Origin of the sequence: Thalassotalea sp. G20_0, assembly GCF_017744175.1 — a bacterium.
Lineage (GTDB): Bacteria > Pseudomonadota > Gammaproteobacteria > Pseudomonadales > Endozoicomonadaceae > Endozoicomonas.
Genome location: NZ_JAGHQV010000001.1, coordinates 120,500 through 142,077 on the forward strand (window position 1 = coordinate 120,500; position 21,578 = coordinate 142,077).

The following is a 21,578-nucleotide window of genomic DNA, read 5'->3' on the forward strand; positions in this document are numbered from 1 at the left end:
TCGACAAGTATTTTTTATAACATTTCAACTGCAATAGCGGTAGCTTCTCCTCCACCAATACAGAGTGAAGCAATCCCTTTGGTACCGCCGGCCTTTTTCAGGGCATGCAACAGCGTTACCAGAATGCGGGCACCGCTGGCACCCAGGGGATGACCAAGTGCGCAGGCACCACCATGAATGTTGACCTTATCATGATCCAGGCGCAGTTCACGAATGGCCATCATGGCCACTACGGCAAACGCCTCATTCACTTCAAACAGGTCTACATCACTGGCCTGCCAGTTAATTTTTTCCAGCAGCTTACGGATGCAGTCTACCGGAGCAATGGTAAATTCTTCAGGCTTCTGAGCATGGCTTTGGTAGCCAATAATTCTTGCGATAGGTTGCAAGCCCTGAGCTGTTGCATCACTTTCACGCATTAACACGAGCGCCGCTGCACCATCAGAAATAGAGCTGGAGTTTGCCGCTGTAACTGTGCCGTCTTTGCTAAAGGCCGGACGTAACTGACGGATTTTCTCCGGCCTGGCTTTGCCCGGCTGTTCATCAATATCAACCAGCCCTTTACGGGTTTCAACCGGCACAATTTCTTCAGCAAACGCACCAGAACTGATCGCTTTGCTGGCCCGCTCCAGAGAAGCAAGAGCGTAGTCGTCCATAGCCTCACGGCTCAGGCCAAAGCGATCAGCGGTTGCCTGGGCAAAGGCCCCCATGGCCACGCCCTGGTAAGCATCCTCCAGACCATCGGTGAACATATGATCCTTGACCTGGCCGTGACCCAGTCGCATCCCTCCCCTGGCTTTATCCAGCAGATAAGGGGCATTGGTCATACTTTCCATACCACCGGCCACCACCAGATCGGCTTCACCGGTTTTCAGCTGGGTTGCTCCCAGCATCACCGTTTTCATACCGGAACCACAGATTTTGTTCACTGTAGTGGCTGGAACATGGTCTGGAATACCGGCATGCAGTGCCGACTGACGGGCAGGCCCCTGGCCGGTACCTGCTGGCAATACACAGCCCATCAGTACCTCTGATACATCCTCTGGAGCAACACTTGCCCGCTCCAGTGCTGACTGGATCGCAATAGTACCCAGGTCAACCGCTGTCATAGACGACAGGTTACCCTGAAAGCCACCCATTGGGGTGCGGGCAGCGGAAACAATAACAATGTTTTCCTGTGACGGGTCAGGTGCAGAAGACATAGTGAAACTCGCTTTTTCTGTAATTTATTCTTTCTGATTTGCAGGACAGTGGTCACTGTTTTTACTGTCTCTTTGCATCATAGCTTTATTGATAGCAGAAAACGACATCAGGGCAAAACTGAAACAGGCAATTCTTTACCGACTATTAATAGCCAGGGACGATGATGACTCCAGCAAACAGATGGCATGAAATAACTGCTTAAACGCACAACTCATTAAAAAAATAAGATAGTCATTTACCCTTACGCTCACGTAGAATACCGAGACTTCTGCACTCTGATACAGGGGATAGAAGTCTTATTGATATACAGAGTCGATCTCTGACTGATGGAATTACCGGATGAAAAGCAGTATCCGACTGAGAGCACTGGAAAAGAAAGACCTGCGGTTTGTGCACTCTCTTAATAATAACCGCAGTATTATGTCCTACTGGTTTGAAGAGCCCTATGAGTCTTTTGATGAACTGGAAGACCTTTATGGCAAGCATATCCATGACAATACCGAACGCCGTTTTGTTGCTGAGCTTACGGCCACTGAAAATAACGAAGCAGAATCCATCGGCCTGGTAGAGCTGATCGAAATGGACTATGTGCATCGCAAGGCAGAATTCCAGATCATTATTGCGCCAGGGCATCAGGGGAAAGGTCATGCCCGTGTCTTGATCAAATCGGCCCTGGACTACGCCTTTACCATACTCAACCTGAACAAAGTGTATCTGGTAGTGGCCGTTGATAATGAGAAAGCCATTCACCTTTATCAACAAACCGGCTTTATTGAAGAAGGTCGAATGATTCAGGAATATTTCACCAATGGCCAATACTGTGATGTATTAAGAATGTACATTCTGCAGAGGGACTATCTGGACAAAACACGTCCCTTAACCCCTTGATAGATGCGGCTGGTTTTTAACAACGCACACGCCGGAGCTTTCCGGCGCAGTCTGAAGTAGTGGCACCCTTGACGGACATCCCCATATAACTTATGCACTGATATCTCAGGTATTCTAAAGCAGAGGCATCCCTGCCTATCGACTGTCAGATATCAATCACCTCAAAAGGCACCAGGGGATTCACATCAGCATCATAATCCACACCCTCAACACCGAAACCAAACAACTTCAGAAACTCCTCTTTATAGAGGGTGTAATCGGTCAGCTCAGCCAGATTGTCATTGGTCAGCTGTGGCCAGATCTCCTGGCAATGCTTCTGAATATCTTCTCTCAGCTCCAGGTCATCAAGGCGAAGCCGGTTACTGTCATCCACTGCCGGAGCCGCACCATCACTACGGTAAAGGCGCTCACGGAACATACGGTTGATTTGTTCGATACACCCTTCGTGAACGCCCTCTTCCCGCATTTTCTTGAAAACCATGGAGATATAAAGGGGCATAACAGGAATCGCTGAACTGGCCTGAGTGACCACACTCTTCAGTACCGCGATATTGGCGGAACCGTGGATTGATTTCATCGAATCATCGATGTCATGGGCTGTACGGTCCAGGTCTTTCTTGGCTTCACCCAGGGCACCATCCCAATAGATCGGCCAGGTCAGTTCCGTACCAATATAGCTGTAGGCCACTGTTTTGCAGCCTTCTGCCAGAACGCCCGCAGCAGACAGCGCATTCATCCACAGTTCCCAGTCCTGCCCCCCCATGACCGTAACCGTTGCTGCCACCTCTGCGTCAGTGGCCGGTTCCACCGTCGCTTCAAACAATGCATCTTTGTTGGTATCCACTGCGGTAGCGCGATATGGCTCACCCATCGGCTTCAGTACCGAGCGAATCACCTCGCCAGTATCCGGCAGTTTTCGCACGGGTGATGCCAGCGAGTAAACCACCATATCCACCTGGCCAAGATCCTGCCTGATCAACTCAATGGTCTTTTCTTTTGCTGCGTGGCTGAAGGCATCGCCATTCAGACTTTTGGCATAGAGGCCAGCTTCGTGGGCCAGCCGATCGAAGGCCGCAGAATTGTGCCAGCCCGCTGTTCCCGGCTTGCTTTCAGTGGCCGGCTTTTCAAAGAACACGCCAATGGTGGCCGCACCGGAACCAAAAGCTGCGGTGATACGGGAAGCCAGCCCATAACCGCTGGAAGCACCGATCACCAGCACTTTTTTGGGGCCATTGGCTACGGGACCCAGTGACCGGGTGTAAGCAATCTGTTCCTTTACATTGGCTTCACAACCTACCGGGTGAGTGGTTGTGCAGATAAATCCACGAATCCTTGGTTTAATGATCATCGTTGTCCCCAACAAGTGAAATCCGCTTCGAAAACCAGGGGCTTAGTACCAGTCATGAGCCCGTCTGTATGAATAACGGAGTAGCTTATCCAAAAGCCAAAGCCCGGAAAAGAGATAGCGCGTATAAGTCGGTAGCGTTATGGATCGGTTTGTTAGGATTTGTAAAGAGCAGGCGAGGTGAGCGGTTCTCGATAACGCCGATAAAGCAGGATTTTCAGTAAAAAAGAATAACGTCCTGTGTCGCGTCTGGAAGTAATACTAAAGTACCTTTTACTGCCTTTATGAAATATCCGGGTTAACAGCCGATAGGTGGATTTGTCAGTCATAGGTCATGGAGACTCCTGTGATACCTCCAGGTTACCCTTCAGAGAAACAGCCCCCGGTCGAGGTTAAAAAAGACTTTGCAAAGGCACCTCCGGTTGCGCCGCAAACACTCAGCTCTATGGTCTCTGAACCTGATACCTGTTTTACCAGTCTTGAACAACGCACTATCGGTCAAGTGGTCACTGATAACTGTCTGACAAAGCCAGCGACAAGGCCCGAACAGTTAACCTCTGCGGGTTTCTCTAACGCCCCACGCACAGCGGTAAGCAAGCACATAGATCAAACTGTTATCACATTAAGACTCAGTAATGCATTTAAGGGTGCCTGCATCAAGCCGCTGCCATCATGGATAGAGGTCGATACCGATACATTGAATGATAATGCATGGCTCGATCAATTCCTGAGCAAAGAGGATCAACAGTGGGTTGATGTCGTATTAATTCAAGAAGGTAAGGCTTGTCCCCGGGTTAAGGGGCAAACGCCCGGGCTTAATCCCCTGCTTCCAATCGTAGCGGTCGTGAAACCCAGCCAGGCTTATAAAACCATCATTGCAGAGCAGACAAGACACCCGGTTTCAAAAAGTTGCGATTACCAATGGCTTGATCGGTCCGAACTACGATCCCCAGAACAGCAGGTGCTCAGTGTATATCAGGGAAAAAGACCTGCTGCTGTTCTTGAATATCCATCGACCCTGGACCCCGGGATTGGTTCGGCTGAGTTATTTCCCGGTCTGGATACCAGGGTATTGACCAACCCATTTGGTCAGGGTGTAACCATTATTGCCCAACGCAGAGACGAACCACAGAGCAAGTATTATGCGAATCGCCTGGAGGCTCTGGTAAAAAAAGAGTGGCACCAGGCAGAGGCTGATATAGCCAGAGGGGTTCCCAAAGATCTTGCCTTGCTTCACAGCCATATCCGAAACCTGCAAAAGCGTGGCGAACTGGAACTGGTAAAACCTGATTGCATCAGGCGGGAGATCATCCACGCCCGTGAGCAACTGTCAGCCTATAACCAGTCAGTTAACCCAGGTCAGTTAACACCAAAGCAGCTGGCCATAAGGAAACAGGCTATTCAAGAACGGGTCACAGAACGTTTCAACCAACCCGCTGTTACCCAGAAACAACTGCTCTATTTATCTGCCCATAATCAAGTAACCAGACCATTACCTGAAAAAAAGAATGATGCTGGAGAGCTGCGAGCTTACCACATGATCAGTCGCTATGAGCTGCAGTTAACCCGGGAAATACCCACTGAACAGACAGCAGCAGAACAGGAAGCGAAGCAGATTCTAACCAGTAATAAAAAAATCCGAAATGAAATAAGCAAAATAACCCATAAGCACCGTCATCATCCAGACCAGTCAGAACCCATGATTTTAGAACATAAAATCACCGAGCTCAGAAATGACCAACTGCTGCTTTTTCAGGTATTAGACTCACCGGCATTAACGTCTATTGCCGGAAAAATCAGCTGGCAGGCGGCAATGGAGTTCAAGCGGGTTGGCTATGATCTGAACGATGAACTCACCCTTCCCGGTCGATGGACTGACCGACTTCTGGATCGTGACAACCCTCCCCGGAAACTGGGTAGTGGGAAGGAGAATACGGTATACCTGTTATCCTATAAAACCGGAAATGACACAGTAAAGCGGGTGTTCAAACCTGAACAGGCCGTTGACACCTCAGACTGGAGAAAAATCATCTCCCCGGAGTTGTACCACGATAGGGATCATCCAAATCTTACGGCCAGAAATCTGGCCACCGGCGAGATTGCCCGCCTGCTGGGCATGAACGTGATGCCCGATATGTCATTTTGCGAACATAACCACCAGATTGGACTGGAGATGGAACTGGCTTCCGGAACATCAGCCGAGACCAGTGTACGTGCCAGTACCGGTCCTAAACAAGAGAAAAAACTGGGCCATCAGGAACTGATTGATAAGCAGGACAACTGGGAAATCAAAAACAAAATATTCAGTGGCCTGGCTGACCTTGAGCTGCTAGATGCCATTTGTGCCCAACCAGACCGACATGATGGTAATTACTTCATAGACTATGGGACTGGCCGGGTAACGGGTATTGATAACGATACCTGTCTTTACCCGTTCAGAGACATCATTGCGCCATCCGCTGACAGTAGAAACGCTGAATGGCGTAAAGGATGCCGCGTCGGTTATCCCCGGCTGATGACCCGCAAGTCTTATGATCGTTTACAGAAGCTTGATGTAGAATTGTTGTGTGAATCACTACCAGCCTGCTTCGATCTGAATGTTAAAAACGCTCTGAGGCAGCGAATATTCCTGATTCAGCAACACAGTCAGGCATTATTCTTTGCCGGGCGGATAGTCGATGATTGGGAATCGTGGCGTGACCCTACGACTAACGAACCCGCTATCGGGTTTCTCACTCTGCCAATGCACGACATTGTCAACAAAGAGCGGAAGGCCCTTAAGGAAGAAGAGAGTCGTATCCAGCCTATTCTCAGTAAATATCAGTCAAATGAACCACTGTCTGATCGGGAAAGCAATATTGTCAGAAGTTATTTATGGAGAAATAAACTGCTGAGTAATGATGAAGTGAATCAGAGGTATGCTACCAGCCGAAGCTATTTTTACACGACCATATATTAATAAGGTAGCATCCATGAACGACGGGGATCATCTATGAATGCACAAAACCCAATGGCTACCCTCTCACTTGCTGATATTGCCGTGAACCTGGAAGCGCTTGGTGTTCCTTTCCCTCCGGTACCCAAAGCACTCTCTGAGTATTTAATGCCACTTTCAGACTACGCCTTTGGTTCATGTCTGACGGAAATCCCCCTGTATCACCTTGAAGCTCATCTCGGTCAGTTGCTGAACCAATGGCCATCTGATTATGTTATGTATGGTTTAAGTGGCCACGGATTTAACTCCAGGGCTGTGCATTACTACCTGGTAACAGACCGGTGCGCCCTGTTCGTACAACGTTCTATGCCAGTACTGTCATCATCTGCATTACAACCCGGGCAGCTCACGCACTTAATGCAGCAGACCATAGAACTCAGTTGCCATCCAGCCCTGGATTCATGCGAGGATCAACTGGTGGTTGTTGACTCCGATATTCTCTATGGCCGAATAGGCAAATTCCAGAATGGACAGTTAAACTGGCAGCATGAAGTGGACAGCGCCATTGAACATGCCCTGGCCATTTTATAGTTGAAAACCGACCGTTTTATTTCCCCCCCCGGTATCCGACAATTCGACGGAATAAATAACCAGAAGAGCGCTAAGTTTGACAGAATATTAAGTTAATCTGGCCTATAGTAAATGCCTTAATCCGTTGCCATAGAAACAAATAACAAATGCCCATGGCGCGTGAAAATATTTTGCACCACCCTCAGGGATGAAAAATGGTTACGCAAAATATTTTTCACGGCAAATGATATCCCAGAGGTAGTCATCACAGTGCAGTTACCAACTTCCGGAATCGGATGCTGGCAGGGAGCAGGGCTGCTCGCCACTACCCTGTTGGGTACCAGCGTATTTATTCTTCCCCAGTTAACCATTGAACTGGCAGGCTACGGTGCCCTTTGGGCCTGGGCGCTGCTTACCCTGACCATTATTCCAGTGGCATTGGTGTTTGCCAGTCTGGCCAGCCGGTTCCCCCATGCAGCCGGACCGGCCTATTTCGTGGAAAAGGCCTTTGGCTCTATCGCCGGAAGAACCATTGGCATCATTTTTCTTTGCGCTGTCCCCCTGGGTGCACCCGCAGCCATCATTATGACCTACCAGTTTATTGATGCTCTGTTTATGGTGCCGGGCTCAATAACCATTGCCATTCAATTAGCGTTTCTGGTTTTGCTTTATGGTCTGAATTTTCGGGGCATACATATTTCTGCCACCCTTCAGCTAATACTGACTTTTTCTATCATGGCGGTACTGATCCTGATGATCATGGCCTGGGGGTTAGTTGATGTACCAGCCACCCCGGAGAAAACTGCCGTTAGCAGCAGCATGATTCTTAAAGCCGCCGGGCTTGCTTTCTGGAGTTTCCTGGGCATGGAGGCCATGTCCCATCTGGCAGGTGACTTCCGAAACCCCGAAAAAGACCTGAAACCGGCCATCATGATCGGCGTTACCATCGTTGGCTGTATTTATATGGCCTGTACATGGTTGATACTGTCCATACCGGTGACTGCTCCCCTGGCCATGGCGGGTGTCTTTGATCAGCTGGTGGGCGGACTGGGTTCACCAATCATCGGGACTCTCGGGCTGGCAGGTGGTATTGCAACCGTCAATGTCTACATCGCCAGTCTGATCCGTCTGACACTGAGTTTCAGCCAGGAAGGCGTATTGCCAGCCTGGTTCAGTAAACAGAATCGTTACGGTATTTCCGAACGCGCCCTGGCAACCTTACTACTCATCATTGCGGCGATTCTGATCTTTACTCACTTTACAGACCAGGATCTGGAAGATCTGGTTTCCTGGGTCAATGGGGTTTTCGTTATTATTTACCTGGCATCCATGCTGGCAGCTTTCCGACTGCTGCCTGCTAAATACCACTGGATGAACATACTTGGCTGCCTGTTCTGCTTTATGCTTGCCTGGGGCCTCGGGTGGAAAATGGCTTATGCCGCTGGCATGCTGGCGATTGCCTCACCATTGCTATGGTGGCAAAGGCAAATGCAAAAGCAAAAGTCGGCTTGTATGGATACTGGTATTACTTGAATTCAAGTTATCCATCATCACTACAGTGTGGATAAACGCAAATAAGCAGCTAGGCTCTGAGGGCGATAATGAGAACTCATTTGACTCAGGAGTCCATGAAATGAATATTCCTCCTGCTTTTTCACCCTCAGCACAATACTCACCCACCGCTGCATCAGCAAGCGCACAACCATTAACGGACTCGTCGTACTCTAAGGTTTTTCACTCTCTCGAAGAGATGAGCAATCTGGGGTCGGATGTCAGGCTTTTTATGGAGATAGCGAAAAAAAACATTCGTGATCGAAATATTGCGGCTTCACCGTTTCTGGTTTCTGAAACAGAAAAGGTAGCCAACAAGTTACTGGGACTACTACAGCCCGATGACATAAGTGATAAACCTGATAAACCTGATAAACCAGCAGATCACAGTTCACCGGAGAAAATCCATTTGTTCTCTAAAACCACAACCATTGACAGGACGCTGAAACAGTTGGGCGTCCCCTGTACCAGCAATCTTGAACTGAGACAACAAGGGTACGATAACGCCACTCAAAGGCTCAATGAACAGATTGCCAAAGATACTAACGGAGTGATTACCAACCTGCTCAACCCTGGTACGCTGAAAGACCCAAAAACAGCTTTCGTGTTAGTAAGCTGGTTGTTTCAAAATGTGTCGTGGGAACAACCTTTCATGGAGATACCCCAGGGGTATCGAACACACATGACCTGGAACGGTCAGAAGCAGCCGGAGATCGTCTGGATGGAAAGCGGCAAAGGGACAAACTTAATTGGTTATAAAAATATTTCAGGCTTTGAGTTCATTGCCTTGCCTGTTAAGGAATCCGGGTTGGACGCTGTTTTCATAATGCCTCCCAAAGCGGCGCAACAAGAACACACTGACGAAGTCAGCCATATCCTTACAAAAGGCTTGAACTCATTTTTTGCCCCTGAACCTGAATTTGATCAAGGACACGTCTCACTGTATTTACCCAAATATCAATTCGATTATGTCTATGAGACAGATTACCCTGAGCTGCTCGGTTCAGGAAAACATAAGACAAATCTTAGCATCAATGAGGCAGGTGCCCATGTTGCGGCTTCATTCCAAATTCTTGGCGGTGGAATACCTAATCTGATGTACATCAATCGCCCCTTTTATTTTGCCATGATTAATGATCAGGGTGATAAACGAAGGTTAGTGGGTGCCGCCTATATTAAAGAACCATGGGGATAGTGAGCGATGGTTAACTATTTAATCCCCAACGGTTATTAATTATTCTAATAACCGTTTTAATCTCGATTAAATCAGGAAATTCAGTCCTTGCCGAATCACAAAGTCCGCCGTATCCTGTTGTGCTCGCTCAAGCCTGTCCTGCCTTTGCTCCAGCCCATACTCGTGAAATATTCTTGGACCGTTCCACACATCCCTCGTGTAGTTTTGCAGATACAGCACATTCTCCCTGGCTCCAGTCAGGCCGCTGGCGGTCATAAAATGGGGACTGGCAGCAGCATCACCAGCAGCAGTGATCACTACTTGACGGGAGCCTGATTTTTTCTTTATCACATTTCTCCAAACCCGGCGTTGCTGCAAAGAGAATACCGCCGCAGATGAGTCATTAATCTTTTCCGGGGTAACACCCAGCGACTGGTCAATACCATAGCTGTGTGCCACTGATTGAAACCATGCCCTGGAAAGCGCTTTTTGTACCCTGGCTACGCGCTGATTACGCCATGCTTTCTGGTCGGCTGTTGATCGTTTTTTGCCATTTTGATCCAGATCTGGCACCGGTAATGCTGCTAACTTTTTCTTAACCTTCTGGCAGAATTGAGTAAATGCTTCAGGCAACTCCATCCCGATATAGACCAGGTTTTTATTGTCAAAACACCGGGTCTGCATCACACTTCCACGGGTGGATGCCTGCAAGCTGCGAACACCGCTTGACTGCTCATGGATTTGCCGGGCAAGCAATCTTCGTTCATCTGAACTCAGCCCCTCAATCCTTTCCACCTGAGATAGCATCTGCTCCTGGAAAAACTGCTGAAACTGTTGATCAAGTACCACCAACCCGCGAAAATCCGGAAAAGTTTTCAGCCGATCATTTTGCAGGGGCTGGTCTTTTGGTCCTTCCCAGGAACAGACACCATAGCTTCGGGCAGACGTTACGGCCCTGTCCCTCATATATTTATTACGAATTTTGCTATGTTTACCCCCGGCGCAAATCACTAAATCCACGGGACGGGTTAACGTTGCTTCAGGTTTCTGATAACCGGCAGGCGGCTTTTTCTTGCCGTTGGCAAAGGGAGAGGGATCATTCCCGGGGTGATATTCAGCCTGTACTGTATAGCCTTGTTCACCGGCCTCTACTTTGGTCACTTCATAGGCAGCCAACCGCTCCAATCGATTTTTCTGCGGGTCATCACGCTGGGAAGTATGATCGTAATTGCGTGCCATCAGTTCAGCCAGTCTATGATTCAAAGCTTCTTCCAACCGATGAGTGGCAATTTCTCCTGCCATTTCTCCCAAACCATCCACACGAACAATACCCTTTCCAGCCTGTCCATTCTCACCGAACAGGTCGTAGTAATGCTCTCCAAGATAAAACTTCAGCATATCCATCCATTTAGGATCCAGTCGAACCACTTGCAACCGGTTATATTCAGTGCTCCGTTTCTCAAACACTGAGACATTGGCCCCCTCCTGAAACTGGGTGAAAGCCAGCATCAGCCCTGTTGGCCCAGCCCCTTCAATGGCAACATTCGGATGTCTGTTTGCTTTATTGTTCTGCGCTATGATCCAGTCCAGCTGGGCTAAATCCACTTGCGGTCCTCTTAACTGAGCCAAATCCAGCAGCTTTTTGAACATCTGCTGATTGTGTTCAGAATCAGTACCATAGATATTGGCCTTTCCTATACCTTCTAATAACAGATTTAACTCCCAACGCCGCCCTTGAGTCAGCTGAACATGCAACAATGCCGCCCGACCTTCTGCTATCAAGGCCCGATGTGTTTTGCAACGGGCTTCGAGTTCTTTAAATTCCTGGTCTTGATCCTGATTTTCTGCGGACAAAGTGCTCCTTAAGGACTCATACTGCTGAAAATCTTTTTTAACCCGGTCCAGATCAAGCGTTCTCAATTCACTGGGTAATCGACTTATTCTGGCCGCTACAGCACAACCGTCTGCAAACAGATTTTCCTCTAGCCGGTGTACTCGCGAGTAACGAAAAAATAGCCCCTGATAGCTATCTTTAACCAAGGCCAGATCTCTGGCAGACACCAACTCCCGGGGATGGCCCTGCACAGACGAACTGCCCAGGCCATTATCAAAAATCCGATTGAGCGCATACCGCAAGGCCCGCTGACGCCGGGAGTATGGATAGATAAATACATTACCGATTCGTTTCGTTAATTGTTGATACTCTTCAAGAGACAGCGCCTCCCGAATGTTATGTAAAACGGACAGGGTGATGGTATCTTCCAGGTCAATAAAACCACCAGATTGCCGGGTATTACGAAAGTGCTTTTCCAACTTGCTGATAGCTTCGTGAGCTTTATGCTCATCCGGTAACAATTCCGGTGACAGAATAATAAGTTGATAATAGGCTTTCAGCACTTCTCTGGTATCTTCCAAAGTCACCCGGGGGAGGCGAGACAGCAATCCGGAAAGCCCTTTTTTCAGAAACCCAGCGGCTTCACGGATAATTTTACGTTCTTTCGTATTACTTAGAATTGTATCCTTACTACTGACTATCGCTTCACACTCTGATTCTTTAAGAAAAGGCAGAACGCCATTTTCCACGGCCTGTATGACCTGTTTTTTTAGACTGTAAGGTGCCTTTTCAGTTTGGAGCAATTCCCATAACTGACCACGGAATAAAGCAGCCGCTTCATAATTTTGTCTTCGTTGCTTGCGACCCTCTGTCGTGAAAAGGCTTAAAAAACGTTGAAGCAAAGAGGTATTGGATTGGACTACCTTAACTTTTCGATGCCATACCGCGCCCTGACGAGCATCGCCAGCGTGTTTCAATTCAAGGGAAATGTTCAGTTCTGCCAGTTGATGATTCTGATGAATTGCTTCAAGTTCTGCCAGCGTGTTTTTGATATAAGCATAGGGTTCATTATTTAATAACCCTGAGGGTCTGCCGGTATCCATTCCATTACTCCTTGTATGTTAAAAACTGTCGGACAGGTCCTATTCAGATCATTGGCTAGTTAACAATGTGCTTTTATATAAATCACTAACCGAATAGTCAGTTACGATGACACCCTATGCCTTACCGCCCTGTGGAAGTTGTTCTGTTTCGATATTAATGGAGAATGGGTTGACGTTATGCTTGATCGCAGCTCCTGATCAAAAGCACCTTACTTGAACAAAGAATGATAAGAGAGAGTCATGCCAAGCTTCCTGACCCGGCAGACAATAGAGAAGACGACATAACCATTCAGTTACATCGCCCCCGGTTTGAAAGGAAAATCTTTGAATTAGTCCAGGGATAAATCCAGACCTCGCCGGGCAACCCCGGGATAGTCATCTTCAGGTAAAAACGCAGAGAGAGCCACCAGCATTTCACCCAGCGCCTCTTCTGACTCAGCCACCAGATTGATATGCCCCATTTTACGACCAGGGCGCTGGGTTTTGCCGTACCAATGGCTGGTGACATTGGCCACTGACAACACTTCAGCGGGAATATCAGGCTGACCCAGAACGTTAATCATGGCACTGGGGCCAATGGCTTCAGTGGTGCCAAGGGGTAAACCGGCAATGGCCCTGAGATGGTTTTCAAATTGACTGCACAGGGTTCCCTGCTGGGTCCAATGGCCGGAGTTATGAACCCGGGGGGCTATCTCATTTACCATCAGCTGGCCATCCACATCAAAAAACTCGATGGCCAGGACCCCGACATAGTCCATTTCAGCAGCCAGCTTACTGAAGGCGTCCACCGCCTGTTGATGAATCCCGGTAGAGATGGATTTAGCAATAGATAACGTCAGAACCCCATTGGTATGCTCATTCTCAGTGACCGGATAAATAGCCATATTGCCCTGTTTGTCCCGGGCACCGATAACTGACACCTCGCGCTGAAAGGGAATCATTTTTTCAGCAATAATCGAGTGGGGTGAATGTTCACTGCCAGCAGCCAGGAAGTCTGACATTTCCGACCAGATCTGCTCAATATCACTGTCTGACCTGACCCGCCACTGCCCTTTACCGTCATAGCCTGCCTGACAGGTTTTAATGACCAGTGGCAGCCCCAGTTTCCCGATGGCTGCATCAAAGTGAGAACGGTCAGTGATCAGCTGGTAAGGTGCACAGGGTACGCCGGTTTTATCCAGTAACGCTTTCTCCATACTGCGGTCACCACCGACTTTAATAGCCTGCTTGCCAGGATAAAACTTTCCGGACGCAGCACACAGAGTCAGCACATCGTCAGGAATATGCTCAAACTCAGCGGTGATGGCGTCACATTCAGCAATAGCCTCCGAAAGGGTTTGATCGCTGACCTGAAGCGTCAGGGGGTGCATCAGCTTTGTGGAGCCAACATCATAGGAGAGGATATTGATATTCAGCGGTGCGCCCGCAAGACTCATCATGCGTGCAAGCTGGCCCGCGCCTAACACTAGAATATTCATACTGCTTTTTATCACTCGGCAGGATCAGGATTCGCTAATACAGTTTCGGTTTGCAGCTTTCTGAACTCATCAATTCTGGCCTGCAACTCTGGCTGCTGACAACCAAGGATCTGTGCTGCCAACAGGCCAGCATTGGCCGCCCCGGCATCGCCAATGGCCAGAGTACCGACTGCAACACCTTTGGGCATTTGACATATAGACAATAAAGAATCAATACCGTTCAATGCTTTGGATTTAACAGGAACCCCCAGTACCGGCAGACTGGTAAAGGCGGCAGCCATTCCCGGCAGGTGTGCAGCCCCCCCGGCACCGGCAATAATCACTTTGATTCCCCGGGCAGCAGCCTGAGAGGCATAATCTGCCAGTAGTTGTGGAGTGCGATGGGCAGAAACAACCCTTGTTTCGTAGTCAATGCCGAAATTTTCCAACATTTCAGCTGCATGCTGCATCGTGGGCCAGTCGGACCTGGACCCCATTATAATAGCAACGGTCATAACCACTCCTTTATTCTGAGCGGCAATAATAGCACATATAACCCGTTTGCCTTCAGGGAAAACAGACCAAGTCGTGGCCAGCAGGCTTGCATAAGAATGGCTCAGCAATTTACAGACAAGGCAACCTGGCAGCCGTCTGTCACTTTTCAAGCTGAAAACAACCATCTGATTCAATATAATTCTATAAAGATCAATAGATTAGCTTTTTTTCTATAGAGAAATGATACTAAAGTATAATTTTACATTTACTCATTATTCCATATATTGACGAAAAATTGGTCTAGATAGGAGTACGGACTATGTTTGGTTTTTTTAAGGGAATAGGGCATACACCACAGACGCAGCCTCCATTAGAAAATCGTGGGGCTAGACTCGGAGAAACAAATAAACAATCTGACGAATTAAAAAATAGCGCTGCGACATTTGCTCAAATCGCTAGTGAACTTAACACTAAAATCACTGGAAAATCTGAAAAAGCTGGAAAAGCCGAAAAAAATAAATACACTCAAAAAGCTAAAAGAGGTAATAGAGGTAAAGCATTTCACCGAAAGACTGAAGAAGTAAATGCTGAAAGAGCACCTCAACCAGGCAAGGTTGAAATTGGCGGAAAAGATCTTTCCAAGCGTAAAATTGTCTGGCTAGAAAAGTTTAAACATCACTTGAACATATTTGCTTGCAAAGTGAGTTTAAAACTTCACTTTTATCGTGGTCAGGAAGCACGAGCAGCTCTTAAAAAATCCAGAGATGAATCAAAATCAGAGTTGGCTATCCTTACAAACGAAGAAGCCATGAAGACAAATACCTCAAAGATGAAGGAAGAGCTAGAGGATAGGCAATACTTAAAGGCAGCCAAGAGAGCCGTGGCTACTAGTGAAGCTGCTTTTAAAGCAGGAAAAGGTCGAATTGAAAGCTGGTGGGCACGTGTTTAAACTGATGCTTATCAGACTGAAAAATTTAAATCCTTTTCAGGAAAATATAAGTTTACTGTCGTAAAAAAAGCATGAAATGCTGCCTTAAACCCGGGGCAGCATACAATCTTCATTTACTATCCATCAATCAATCCCATGGCACACTCCAAAGAGCCATTATTGACATAGATCCCATCTTCACTGATGAACCATCTTGATCAGATGCAGCCGATCGCGTTAACGCAAAGTCTCCCCCCAATGTCTGCTGTGCTATCTTCTGGCGAAGTCAGGCTGGCCTGCAGTCGAAGGCGGTTCAGTCCCGTTAGCCTGGTAAAGTCCATTCCTGATAAGCCGATGTAAACTGTTCAGCGCAAACAGGCTGGATAGTCTAAATATGAATAGTTCCCGAGGAATGTAATAGCTTGTTTAACGCCAATGAAACCGCTTTGAGAAACCCGATATATTATTTATAGTCTCAGCAGTCAGCCTTACAGGCAATACAGCAACGTGCGAAGTCGATTACTAAACCAGGTAAATATCAGAAGTCTGCCATGAAAATGCCTTTTCAGCCTGGAGACCAGGTGACCACTCATTTTTATCCGGTCCAGAAAAACCGCCGCAGAACCGTCATCCGCTGCTATCGTTCTATTGACTGCCCATCTGGCTGGCTGGTTGATACAAAAGACGACAGTGGGAAACTGTTGAAAGCACTGGATGCGAAGTGGTATCAGCTAATAGAAATGGAAGAGGCACCTGAGCCAGAGACCACCCGATAGCAAAAAGAATTGTTTAGTAGTGAACGAGGGAGCAGGAATGCAGCAAGAAATGGTAGTCGGTACTGGACTTGAACCAGCGACCCCCACCATGTCAAGGTGGTGCTCTACCAACTGAGCTAACCGACTGAAGTGGTGCGTATATTATCAATGCAGCTAAAAAATGCAACACTTCAATCAGCTTAATTCTAACAGGGTAAATACCTACTCTCAGTGTTTTAAAACCTGCTCTCTGAGCAAGGCAATTTCATCCCTGACAGCAGCAGCCTGTTCAAACTCCAGGTTACGGGAGTGCTCCATCATTTTTGCTTCCAGCTTCTTGATGGTCGCGGCCATGACCTCCGGGGTCATGGGAACCTGATACTCAGTTCCCGGCTCTGCCACTGCCTTCTGGGCTTTACTGCCTTTCTTCCGTCCGGGCACAACAGCGCCTTCAAGAATATCCGCCACCGATTTGACCACACCTTTTGGCGTAATATTGTGTTTCTTGTTGTAGGCCATCTGCTTTTTGCGACGCCGTTTGGTCTCGCTGATTGCCCGCTCCATGGAGCCGGTCATCCGATCACCATAGAGAATCGCCCGGCCATTAATGTTTCGGGCGGCACGGCCAATGGTCTGAATCAATGAACGGTCGGAACGGAGAAAGCCTTCCTTATCGGCGTCCAGAATAGCGACCAGAGAGACCTCGGGCATATCAAGGCCTTCCCGCAGCAGATTGATACCCACCAGCACATCAAAGGCACCAATACGCAAGTCACGGATAATCTCTACCCGTTCCACCGTATCAATATCAGAGTGCAGATAGCGTACCCGCACACCCTGCTCATGCAAAAACTCAGTTAAGTCCTCGGCCATACGCTTGGTGAGCACCGTGACCAGCACCCGCTCCTCTTTGGCAACGGTTTTATTAATCTCCATCAGCAGATCATCCACCTGGGAGGAGGCCGGTCGGACCTCAATTTCCGGGTCCACCAGACCAGTAGGCCTGACCACCTGATCAACCACCTGCCCCTGGTTCTCTTCCTCATACTTCCCCGGTGTCGCAGAGACAAAAATAGTCTGCGGTCGTCGTCCTTCCCACTCTTCAAATTTCATAGGACGGTTATCCAGGGCAGAAGGCAGGCGAAAACCATATTCCACCAGTGTCTCTTTTCGAGAGCGATCCCCTTTATACATGGCACCGATCTGCGGCACAGTCACATGGGATTCATCAATCACCAGCAATGCATTATCCGGGATGTAGTCAAACAGGGTTGGCGGTGGCTCGCCGGGTTTATTGCCGGAGAGGTAGCGGGAATAGTTTTCAATGCCGGTGCAGTAACCCAGTTCAATCATCATTTCCAGATCAAACTGCGTACGCTGTTCAAGTCGCTGAGCTTCCACCAGCTTGTTGTTATCGCGCAAGACATTGAGCCTATCCACCAGTTCTACCTTAATGGCTTCCACTGCATCAAGAATGGTCTGTCTGGGGGTCACATAGTGAGTTTTTGGATAAATGGTCGCCCTGGGCAATTTTCTCAGAACCTCGCCAGTCAACGGATCAAACTCGCTGATGGCTTCCAGTTCATCGTCAAACAGCTCCAAACGGACCGCCTCTTTTTCCGATTCAGCGGGAAAAATATCAATAACATCACCACGAACACGGTAAGTGGCCCGCCTAAAATCCGCATCGTTGCGCGTGTACTGCAATTCCGCCAGGCGACGCAGAATGGTTCGCTGATCCACCCTGTCACCACGGTCCAGATGCATCATCATTTTCAGATAAGACTGTGGATCACCCAGACCATAAATGGCGGAGACCGTTGCCACAATAATCGCATCCTGTCTTTCCATCAGGGCCTTGGTGGCAGAGAGACGCATTTGTTCAATATGCTCATTAACCGATGCATCTTTCTCGATATAGGTATCTGACGTGGGTACGTAAGCTTCTGGCTGGTAATAGTCGTAGTAGGAGACAAAATACTCCACGGCATTGTCTGGAAAGAACTCCTTGAACTCACCGTAGAGTTGTGCGGCCAGTGTCTTGTTATGGGCCATGATGATCGTCGGCCGCTGTATTTTCTCAATCACATTGGCCACCGTGAAGGTCTTGCCAGAGCCTGTTACCCCCAGCAATGTCTGGCAGGCAAGGCCAGCATCAATGCCCTTGACCAACTGCTCAATAGCAACCGGTTGATCACCAGCGGGACCGAAGCGGGAAGAAACTTTAAACGATCGACTCATGCTACCCTTCCATATGGAGCAGAAAAAATTTGCCAACGGTAACCGACAAACGCATATCAACGTTACATCGTATTGTGTATGATGCCTTCTGTTGGTCGCATGACGGATACTCGCTACTCACCACCGTTATAATACAGCTATTGGTAGATAGTTTCCCCATAGGGAGACTGACCAAACCAGCAGAGAGCTTACACAGACTCCAGGCGAATTTCTCCGGCCAATAGCGGAAGACAAACAGCATTATAATTCTCAGTGTTACAACCATAAACGAGGAAAACTGTGACTGGTCATCCATCCCAACGCGTGCAAATGGTCAAGCCATCTCCAACTCTGGCAGTCACCGCCAAGGCTGCCGAACTGAGAGCTGCCGGACATGACATTATTGGCCTTGGTGCCGGAGAGCCCGATTTCGACACTCCGGAGCATATTAAGGCCGCAGCGGTCAAAGCCATCGCTGAAGGGAAAACAAAATACACTGCCGTGGATGGAACCACCGAGCTGAAACAGGCCATTATTGATAAGTTCAAGCGGGATAATGGCTTTGAATACGGGCAAAGCCAGATTCTGGTTTCCTGCGGCGGCAAACAGAGCTTCTTCAACCTGGCCCTGGCACTGCTGAACAAAGGTGATGAGGTCATTATTCCAGCCCCTTACTGGGTATCTTACCCGGATATGGTTGTCATCGCCGAGGGTGTGCCGGTTATCGTCGAAGCCGGTCTGGAAAACCGCTTCAAAATCACACCTGAGCAACTGGAAGCCGCCATCACTGACAAAACCAGGCTGGTGGTACTCAACAGCCCCTCAAACCCGACCGGAACCGCTTATAACCGCAAAGAGCTCGAAGCACTGGGCAATGTGCTGAAAAAGTACCCGGAGGTAATGATCGCCACCGATGATATGTATGAGCATATCCTCTGGACTGAAGAGCCTTTCTGCAACATCCTGATGGTTTGCCCTGAACTCTATGACCGCACGATTGTTCTGAACGGCGTTTCCAAGGCTTACTCCATGACCGGCTGGCGGATTGGTTATGCGGGCGGGCCAGAATGGCTGATCAAAAACATGAAGAAGATCCAGTCCCAGAGCACCTCCAACCCCTGCTCTATCGCCCAGGCTGCTGCCGTTGAGGCACTGAATGGGTCACAGGATTGCGTGAAAGAGATGGTCAAGGTGTTTAAAAAGCGCCATGACTACGTTGTCGGCCGATTGAATCAGCTGCCGGGCGTCAGCGCTATTGAGGGTGACGGTACTTTCTACGCTTTTGCTGATTTCAGTGAAGCAATGAAAAAGCTGGGCTTTACCAAAGATACGGATCTGGCAGCTCTCTTCCTGGAAAAAGGCGTTGCCCTGGTGCCCGGCTCTGCCTTTGGTTCTGATGGCTGCATGAGACTATCGTTTGCGACCAGCGATGAGGCGTTAGAAAAGGCTCTGGACAGGCTTCAGGAAGCGCTGGCCTGATAAACGATATGCGCTGAGTACCAGCTTCTGGTACTCAGCAACTTGACAGACTCATTAAGAAAGGTATTATTTACCTTACCTTTTGATCCCCGATAGCTCAGTTGGTAGAGCAAATGACTGTTAATCATTGGGTCGCTGGTTCGAGTCCAGCTCGGGGAGCCAGGCACTTCAATGAAAAATCATCCCCGCAGATTATCATGTCTTATCAAAATGGAAATTTATCTCATTAGAGTCCTCCAGTTTGCTCCCTGCCCTGGTCAACCCGGTACCCTGCAAATACACTTGATGCGGCATTAGCAGTTTCGGATCTGGTTCAAAGCAATTATTCAACCAGGATGGAACCTGTTTCATGTAAGTATTTTCTAAATCGATATGCGATTTAACTTTCACCTTGATATCATCATCCAGATTTATAATCTCAGTTGCAGTCATCATCAAATCTCTTCCGACACTCAGGTCATGGGGCAGTTTCACACTAATTTCTGACAGTTTGAAATCCCTATCCAGCTTGAGCACTTCAGGGAAAACCATCACGCCTGGAAGGCCGGTCAGGTAAATAGATTTCTGCACCGTCATATCTATGGGCCATTGCGTAAAACTTTTACAGTTTTCAATAATCACACTACCCACAGAAACACCAGAACCAATAGATTTGAAATCATCACAGTCAATCAGATTCAGAGAGCCGTTAAACTTCATATTTTCCGGGATATGGACCAGGCCCGTTTTATTCATAGTAACCGAAAATTGCACCGACAAGGTCTCAGGCAGCAACTTAAACCCGGGACACCTCCTGACTGATAAACTACCATTTCGTACTTCAAACTGCTTTCCAGGCGACTCAAGGTTTTTACAATCGGATATTTTACAATCCCCCATAATCAACGTCTTATTACCAAAGCCAAGCCACTTGGAACAATTTGAGGCAACAAACATTCCATCCACAATTAAGTTATCAGACAGATAACCAATATCAGTATCATCAGGCACATCGACTATAGATTCAGAACTGTCTGAACCGGGACCACTCGCCAGGATAAACGCCTGATTCCTTTTTGCCGCCTGAATATCATATCCCAGCAGATTTTCAGGCAATACATTAATATGCTTTGGCCCTATTCGGATATCCCCCTTGATGTGAAGACTGGCAGGTAGAATAACGTTTTCAAGCCCTCTTAGATCAAGAGATGAATCAACAACATAATGGATATCTGCTACGAATTGATTGTTACGCATCAGTTCTATGAATCTTTCAGCGGTAACAACCCTGCTCGACTGTAACGAATCATCCTTCTTCACAAGAGCTGAAACCTTGGATGTTTGCCCGCAAGCCCCGCTGGATTCAGAATGAATTAGCTTTAGCTTTGGCGATGTATTTTGAACAACTTCCAATGACTCGGATTCACCTCCTGCATTAAGGAGTTTCGTAAAAGAATCCGCCAATGAGCAGGAAATAGCACCACCTGCATCCCCGCTGGTGAGTTTACGACCTTCAACTTGCTTAACTCTGTTTTTGGCAGGCTCCGCTGTAGTTAAAAATGTAGTTACAAGCTCATTAGTTCTGATGACATTGGTAGAAGTGACTTTGCCAGGTGACATACATCAAACCCTCTCAAACAGTTAATCTGAGATGTTCAATCG

Annotated in this window: 15 protein-coding genes and 2 tRNA genes; 9 read left to right on the forward strand and 8 right to left on the reverse strand. The window is 48.1% G+C overall.

Features of this window, described 5'->3' with window-relative positions:
* Nucleotides 1-14 precede the first annotated feature (14 nt).
* On the reverse strand, nucleotides 15-1,202 hold the full coding sequence (locus J7438_RS00485; protein ID WP_209275010.1) for a thiolase family protein: 1,188 nt from the start codon (nucleotides 1,200-1,202) through the stop codon (nucleotides 15-17).
* A gap of 340 nt (nucleotides 1,203-1,542) precedes the next feature.
* On the opposite strand from J7438_RS00485, the gene speG reads away from it, so the two are divergent.
* Entirely contained in the window at nucleotides 1,543-2,091 is a 549-nt protein-coding gene (gene speG, locus J7438_RS00490; protein WP_163371517.1) for a spermidine N1-acetyltransferase, read from the forward strand.
* Between the two features lie 145 nt (nucleotides 2,092-2,236).
* Here speG and fabV read toward each other — a convergent pair whose 3' ends face one another.
* A complete protein-coding gene (gene fabV / locus J7438_RS00495; RefSeq protein ID WP_209275011.1) occupies nucleotides 2,237-3,439 on the reverse strand; it encodes an enoyl-ACP reductase FabV in 1,203 nt (400 codons plus the stop codon).
* 343 nt (nucleotides 3,440-3,782) lie between these two features.
* Between fabV and J7438_RS00500 the strand changes: the two genes are divergently transcribed.
* From J7438_RS00500 to J7438_RS00515, 4 genes are all read left to right on the forward strand, one after another.
* Nucleotides 3,783-6,395, forward strand: coding sequence for a hypothetical protein (locus J7438_RS00500; protein WP_209275012.1), 2,613 nt, complete (start codon nucleotides 3,783-3,785; stop codon nucleotides 6,393-6,395).
* A gap of 51 nt (nucleotides 6,396-6,446) precedes the next feature.
* The gene (locus J7438_RS00505) at nucleotides 6,447-6,962 is read left to right on the forward strand and encodes a hypothetical protein (RefSeq protein WP_209275013.1); all 516 of its coding nucleotides are present in this window, start codon (nucleotides 6,447-6,449) and stop codon (nucleotides 6,960-6,962) included.
* 249 nt (nucleotides 6,963-7,211) lie between these two features.
* Nucleotides 7,212-8,474: an L-methionine/branched-chain amino acid transporter gene (gene yjeH / locus J7438_RS00510; protein WP_209275014.1), complete on the forward strand. Its 1,263-nt coding sequence runs from the start codon at nucleotides 7,212-7,214 to the stop codon at nucleotides 8,472-8,474.
* 100 nt (nucleotides 8,475-8,574) lie between these two features.
* Nucleotides 8,575-9,687 carry a serpin family protein gene (locus J7438_RS00515; RefSeq protein ID WP_209275015.1) on the forward strand — a complete coding sequence of 371 codons (1,113 nt, stop codon included), beginning with the start codon at nucleotides 8,575-8,577 and terminating at the stop codon, nucleotides 9,685-9,687.
* A gap of 66 nt (nucleotides 9,688-9,753) precedes the next feature.
* On the opposite strand, the gene J7438_RS00520 is transcribed toward J7438_RS00515, so the two are convergent.
* The 3 genes from J7438_RS00520 to purE all read right to left on the reverse strand — a co-directional run bounded on the left by J7438_RS00520 (nucleotide 9,754) and on the right by purE (nucleotide 14,575).
* Nucleotides 9,754-12,603 carry an FAD-dependent monooxygenase family protein gene (locus J7438_RS00520; RefSeq protein WP_209275016.1) on the reverse strand — a complete coding sequence of 950 codons (2,850 nt, stop codon included), beginning with the start codon at nucleotides 12,601-12,603 and terminating at the stop codon, nucleotides 9,754-9,756.
* Between the two features lie 329 nt (nucleotides 12,604-12,932).
* Nucleotides 12,933-14,081 carry a 5-(carboxyamino)imidazole ribonucleotide synthase gene (locus J7438_RS00525; RefSeq protein WP_209275017.1) on the reverse strand — a complete coding sequence of 383 codons (1,149 nt, stop codon included), beginning with the start codon at nucleotides 14,079-14,081 and terminating at the stop codon, nucleotides 12,933-12,935.
* Between the two features lie 11 nt (nucleotides 14,082-14,092).
* Nucleotides 14,093-14,575, reverse strand: coding sequence for a 5-(carboxyamino)imidazole ribonucleotide mutase (gene purE, locus J7438_RS00530; RefSeq protein ID WP_209275018.1), 483 nt, complete (start codon nucleotides 14,573-14,575; stop codon nucleotides 14,093-14,095).
* A 299-nt stretch (nucleotides 14,576-14,874) separates the two neighbouring features.
* Between purE and J7438_RS00535 the strand changes: the two genes are divergently transcribed.
* A complete protein-coding gene (locus J7438_RS00535) occupies nucleotides 14,875-15,504 on the forward strand; it encodes a hypothetical protein (RefSeq protein WP_209275019.1) in 630 nt (209 codons plus the stop codon).
* Nucleotides 15,505-16,034: 530 nt separating this feature from the next.
* The gene (locus J7438_RS00540) at nucleotides 16,035-16,259 is read left to right on the forward strand and encodes a hypothetical protein (RefSeq protein WP_209199678.1); all 225 of its coding nucleotides are present in this window, start codon (nucleotides 16,035-16,037) and stop codon (nucleotides 16,257-16,259) included.
* A 50-nt stretch (nucleotides 16,260-16,309) separates the two neighbouring features.
* On the opposite strand, the gene J7438_RS00545 is transcribed toward J7438_RS00540, so the two are convergent.
* Together J7438_RS00545 and uvrB are read right to left on the reverse strand one after the other, a co-directional pair.
* A tRNA-Val gene (locus J7438_RS00545) sits at nucleotides 16,310-16,385 on the reverse strand.
* Nucleotides 16,386-16,466: 81 nt separating this feature from the next.
* Nucleotides 16,467-18,479, reverse strand: a complete 2,013-nt coding sequence (gene uvrB / locus J7438_RS00550; RefSeq protein ID WP_209275020.1) for an excinuclease ABC subunit UvrB — start codon at nucleotides 18,477-18,479, stop codon at nucleotides 16,467-16,469.
* A gap of 279 nt (nucleotides 18,480-18,758) precedes the next feature.
* Here uvrB and J7438_RS00555 point away from each other — a divergent pair, with 279 nt between their 5' ends.
* Together J7438_RS00555 and J7438_RS00560 are read left to right on the forward strand one after the other, a co-directional pair.
* Nucleotides 18,759-19,937, forward strand: a complete 1,179-nt coding sequence (locus J7438_RS00555; protein ID WP_353620078.1) for a pyridoxal phosphate-dependent aminotransferase — start codon at nucleotides 18,759-18,761, stop codon at nucleotides 19,935-19,937.
* An 86-nt stretch (nucleotides 19,938-20,023) separates the two neighbouring features.
* A tRNA-Asn gene (locus J7438_RS00560) sits at nucleotides 20,024-20,099 on the forward strand.
* 33 nt (nucleotides 20,100-20,132) lie between these two features.
* On the opposite strand, the gene J7438_RS00565 is transcribed toward J7438_RS00560, so the two are convergent.
* On the reverse strand, nucleotides 20,133-21,536 hold the full coding sequence (locus tag J7438_RS00565) for a hypothetical protein (protein ID WP_209275021.1): 1,404 nt from the start codon (nucleotides 21,534-21,536) through the stop codon (nucleotides 20,133-20,135).
* Nucleotides 21,537-21,578 lie beyond the last annotated feature (42 nt).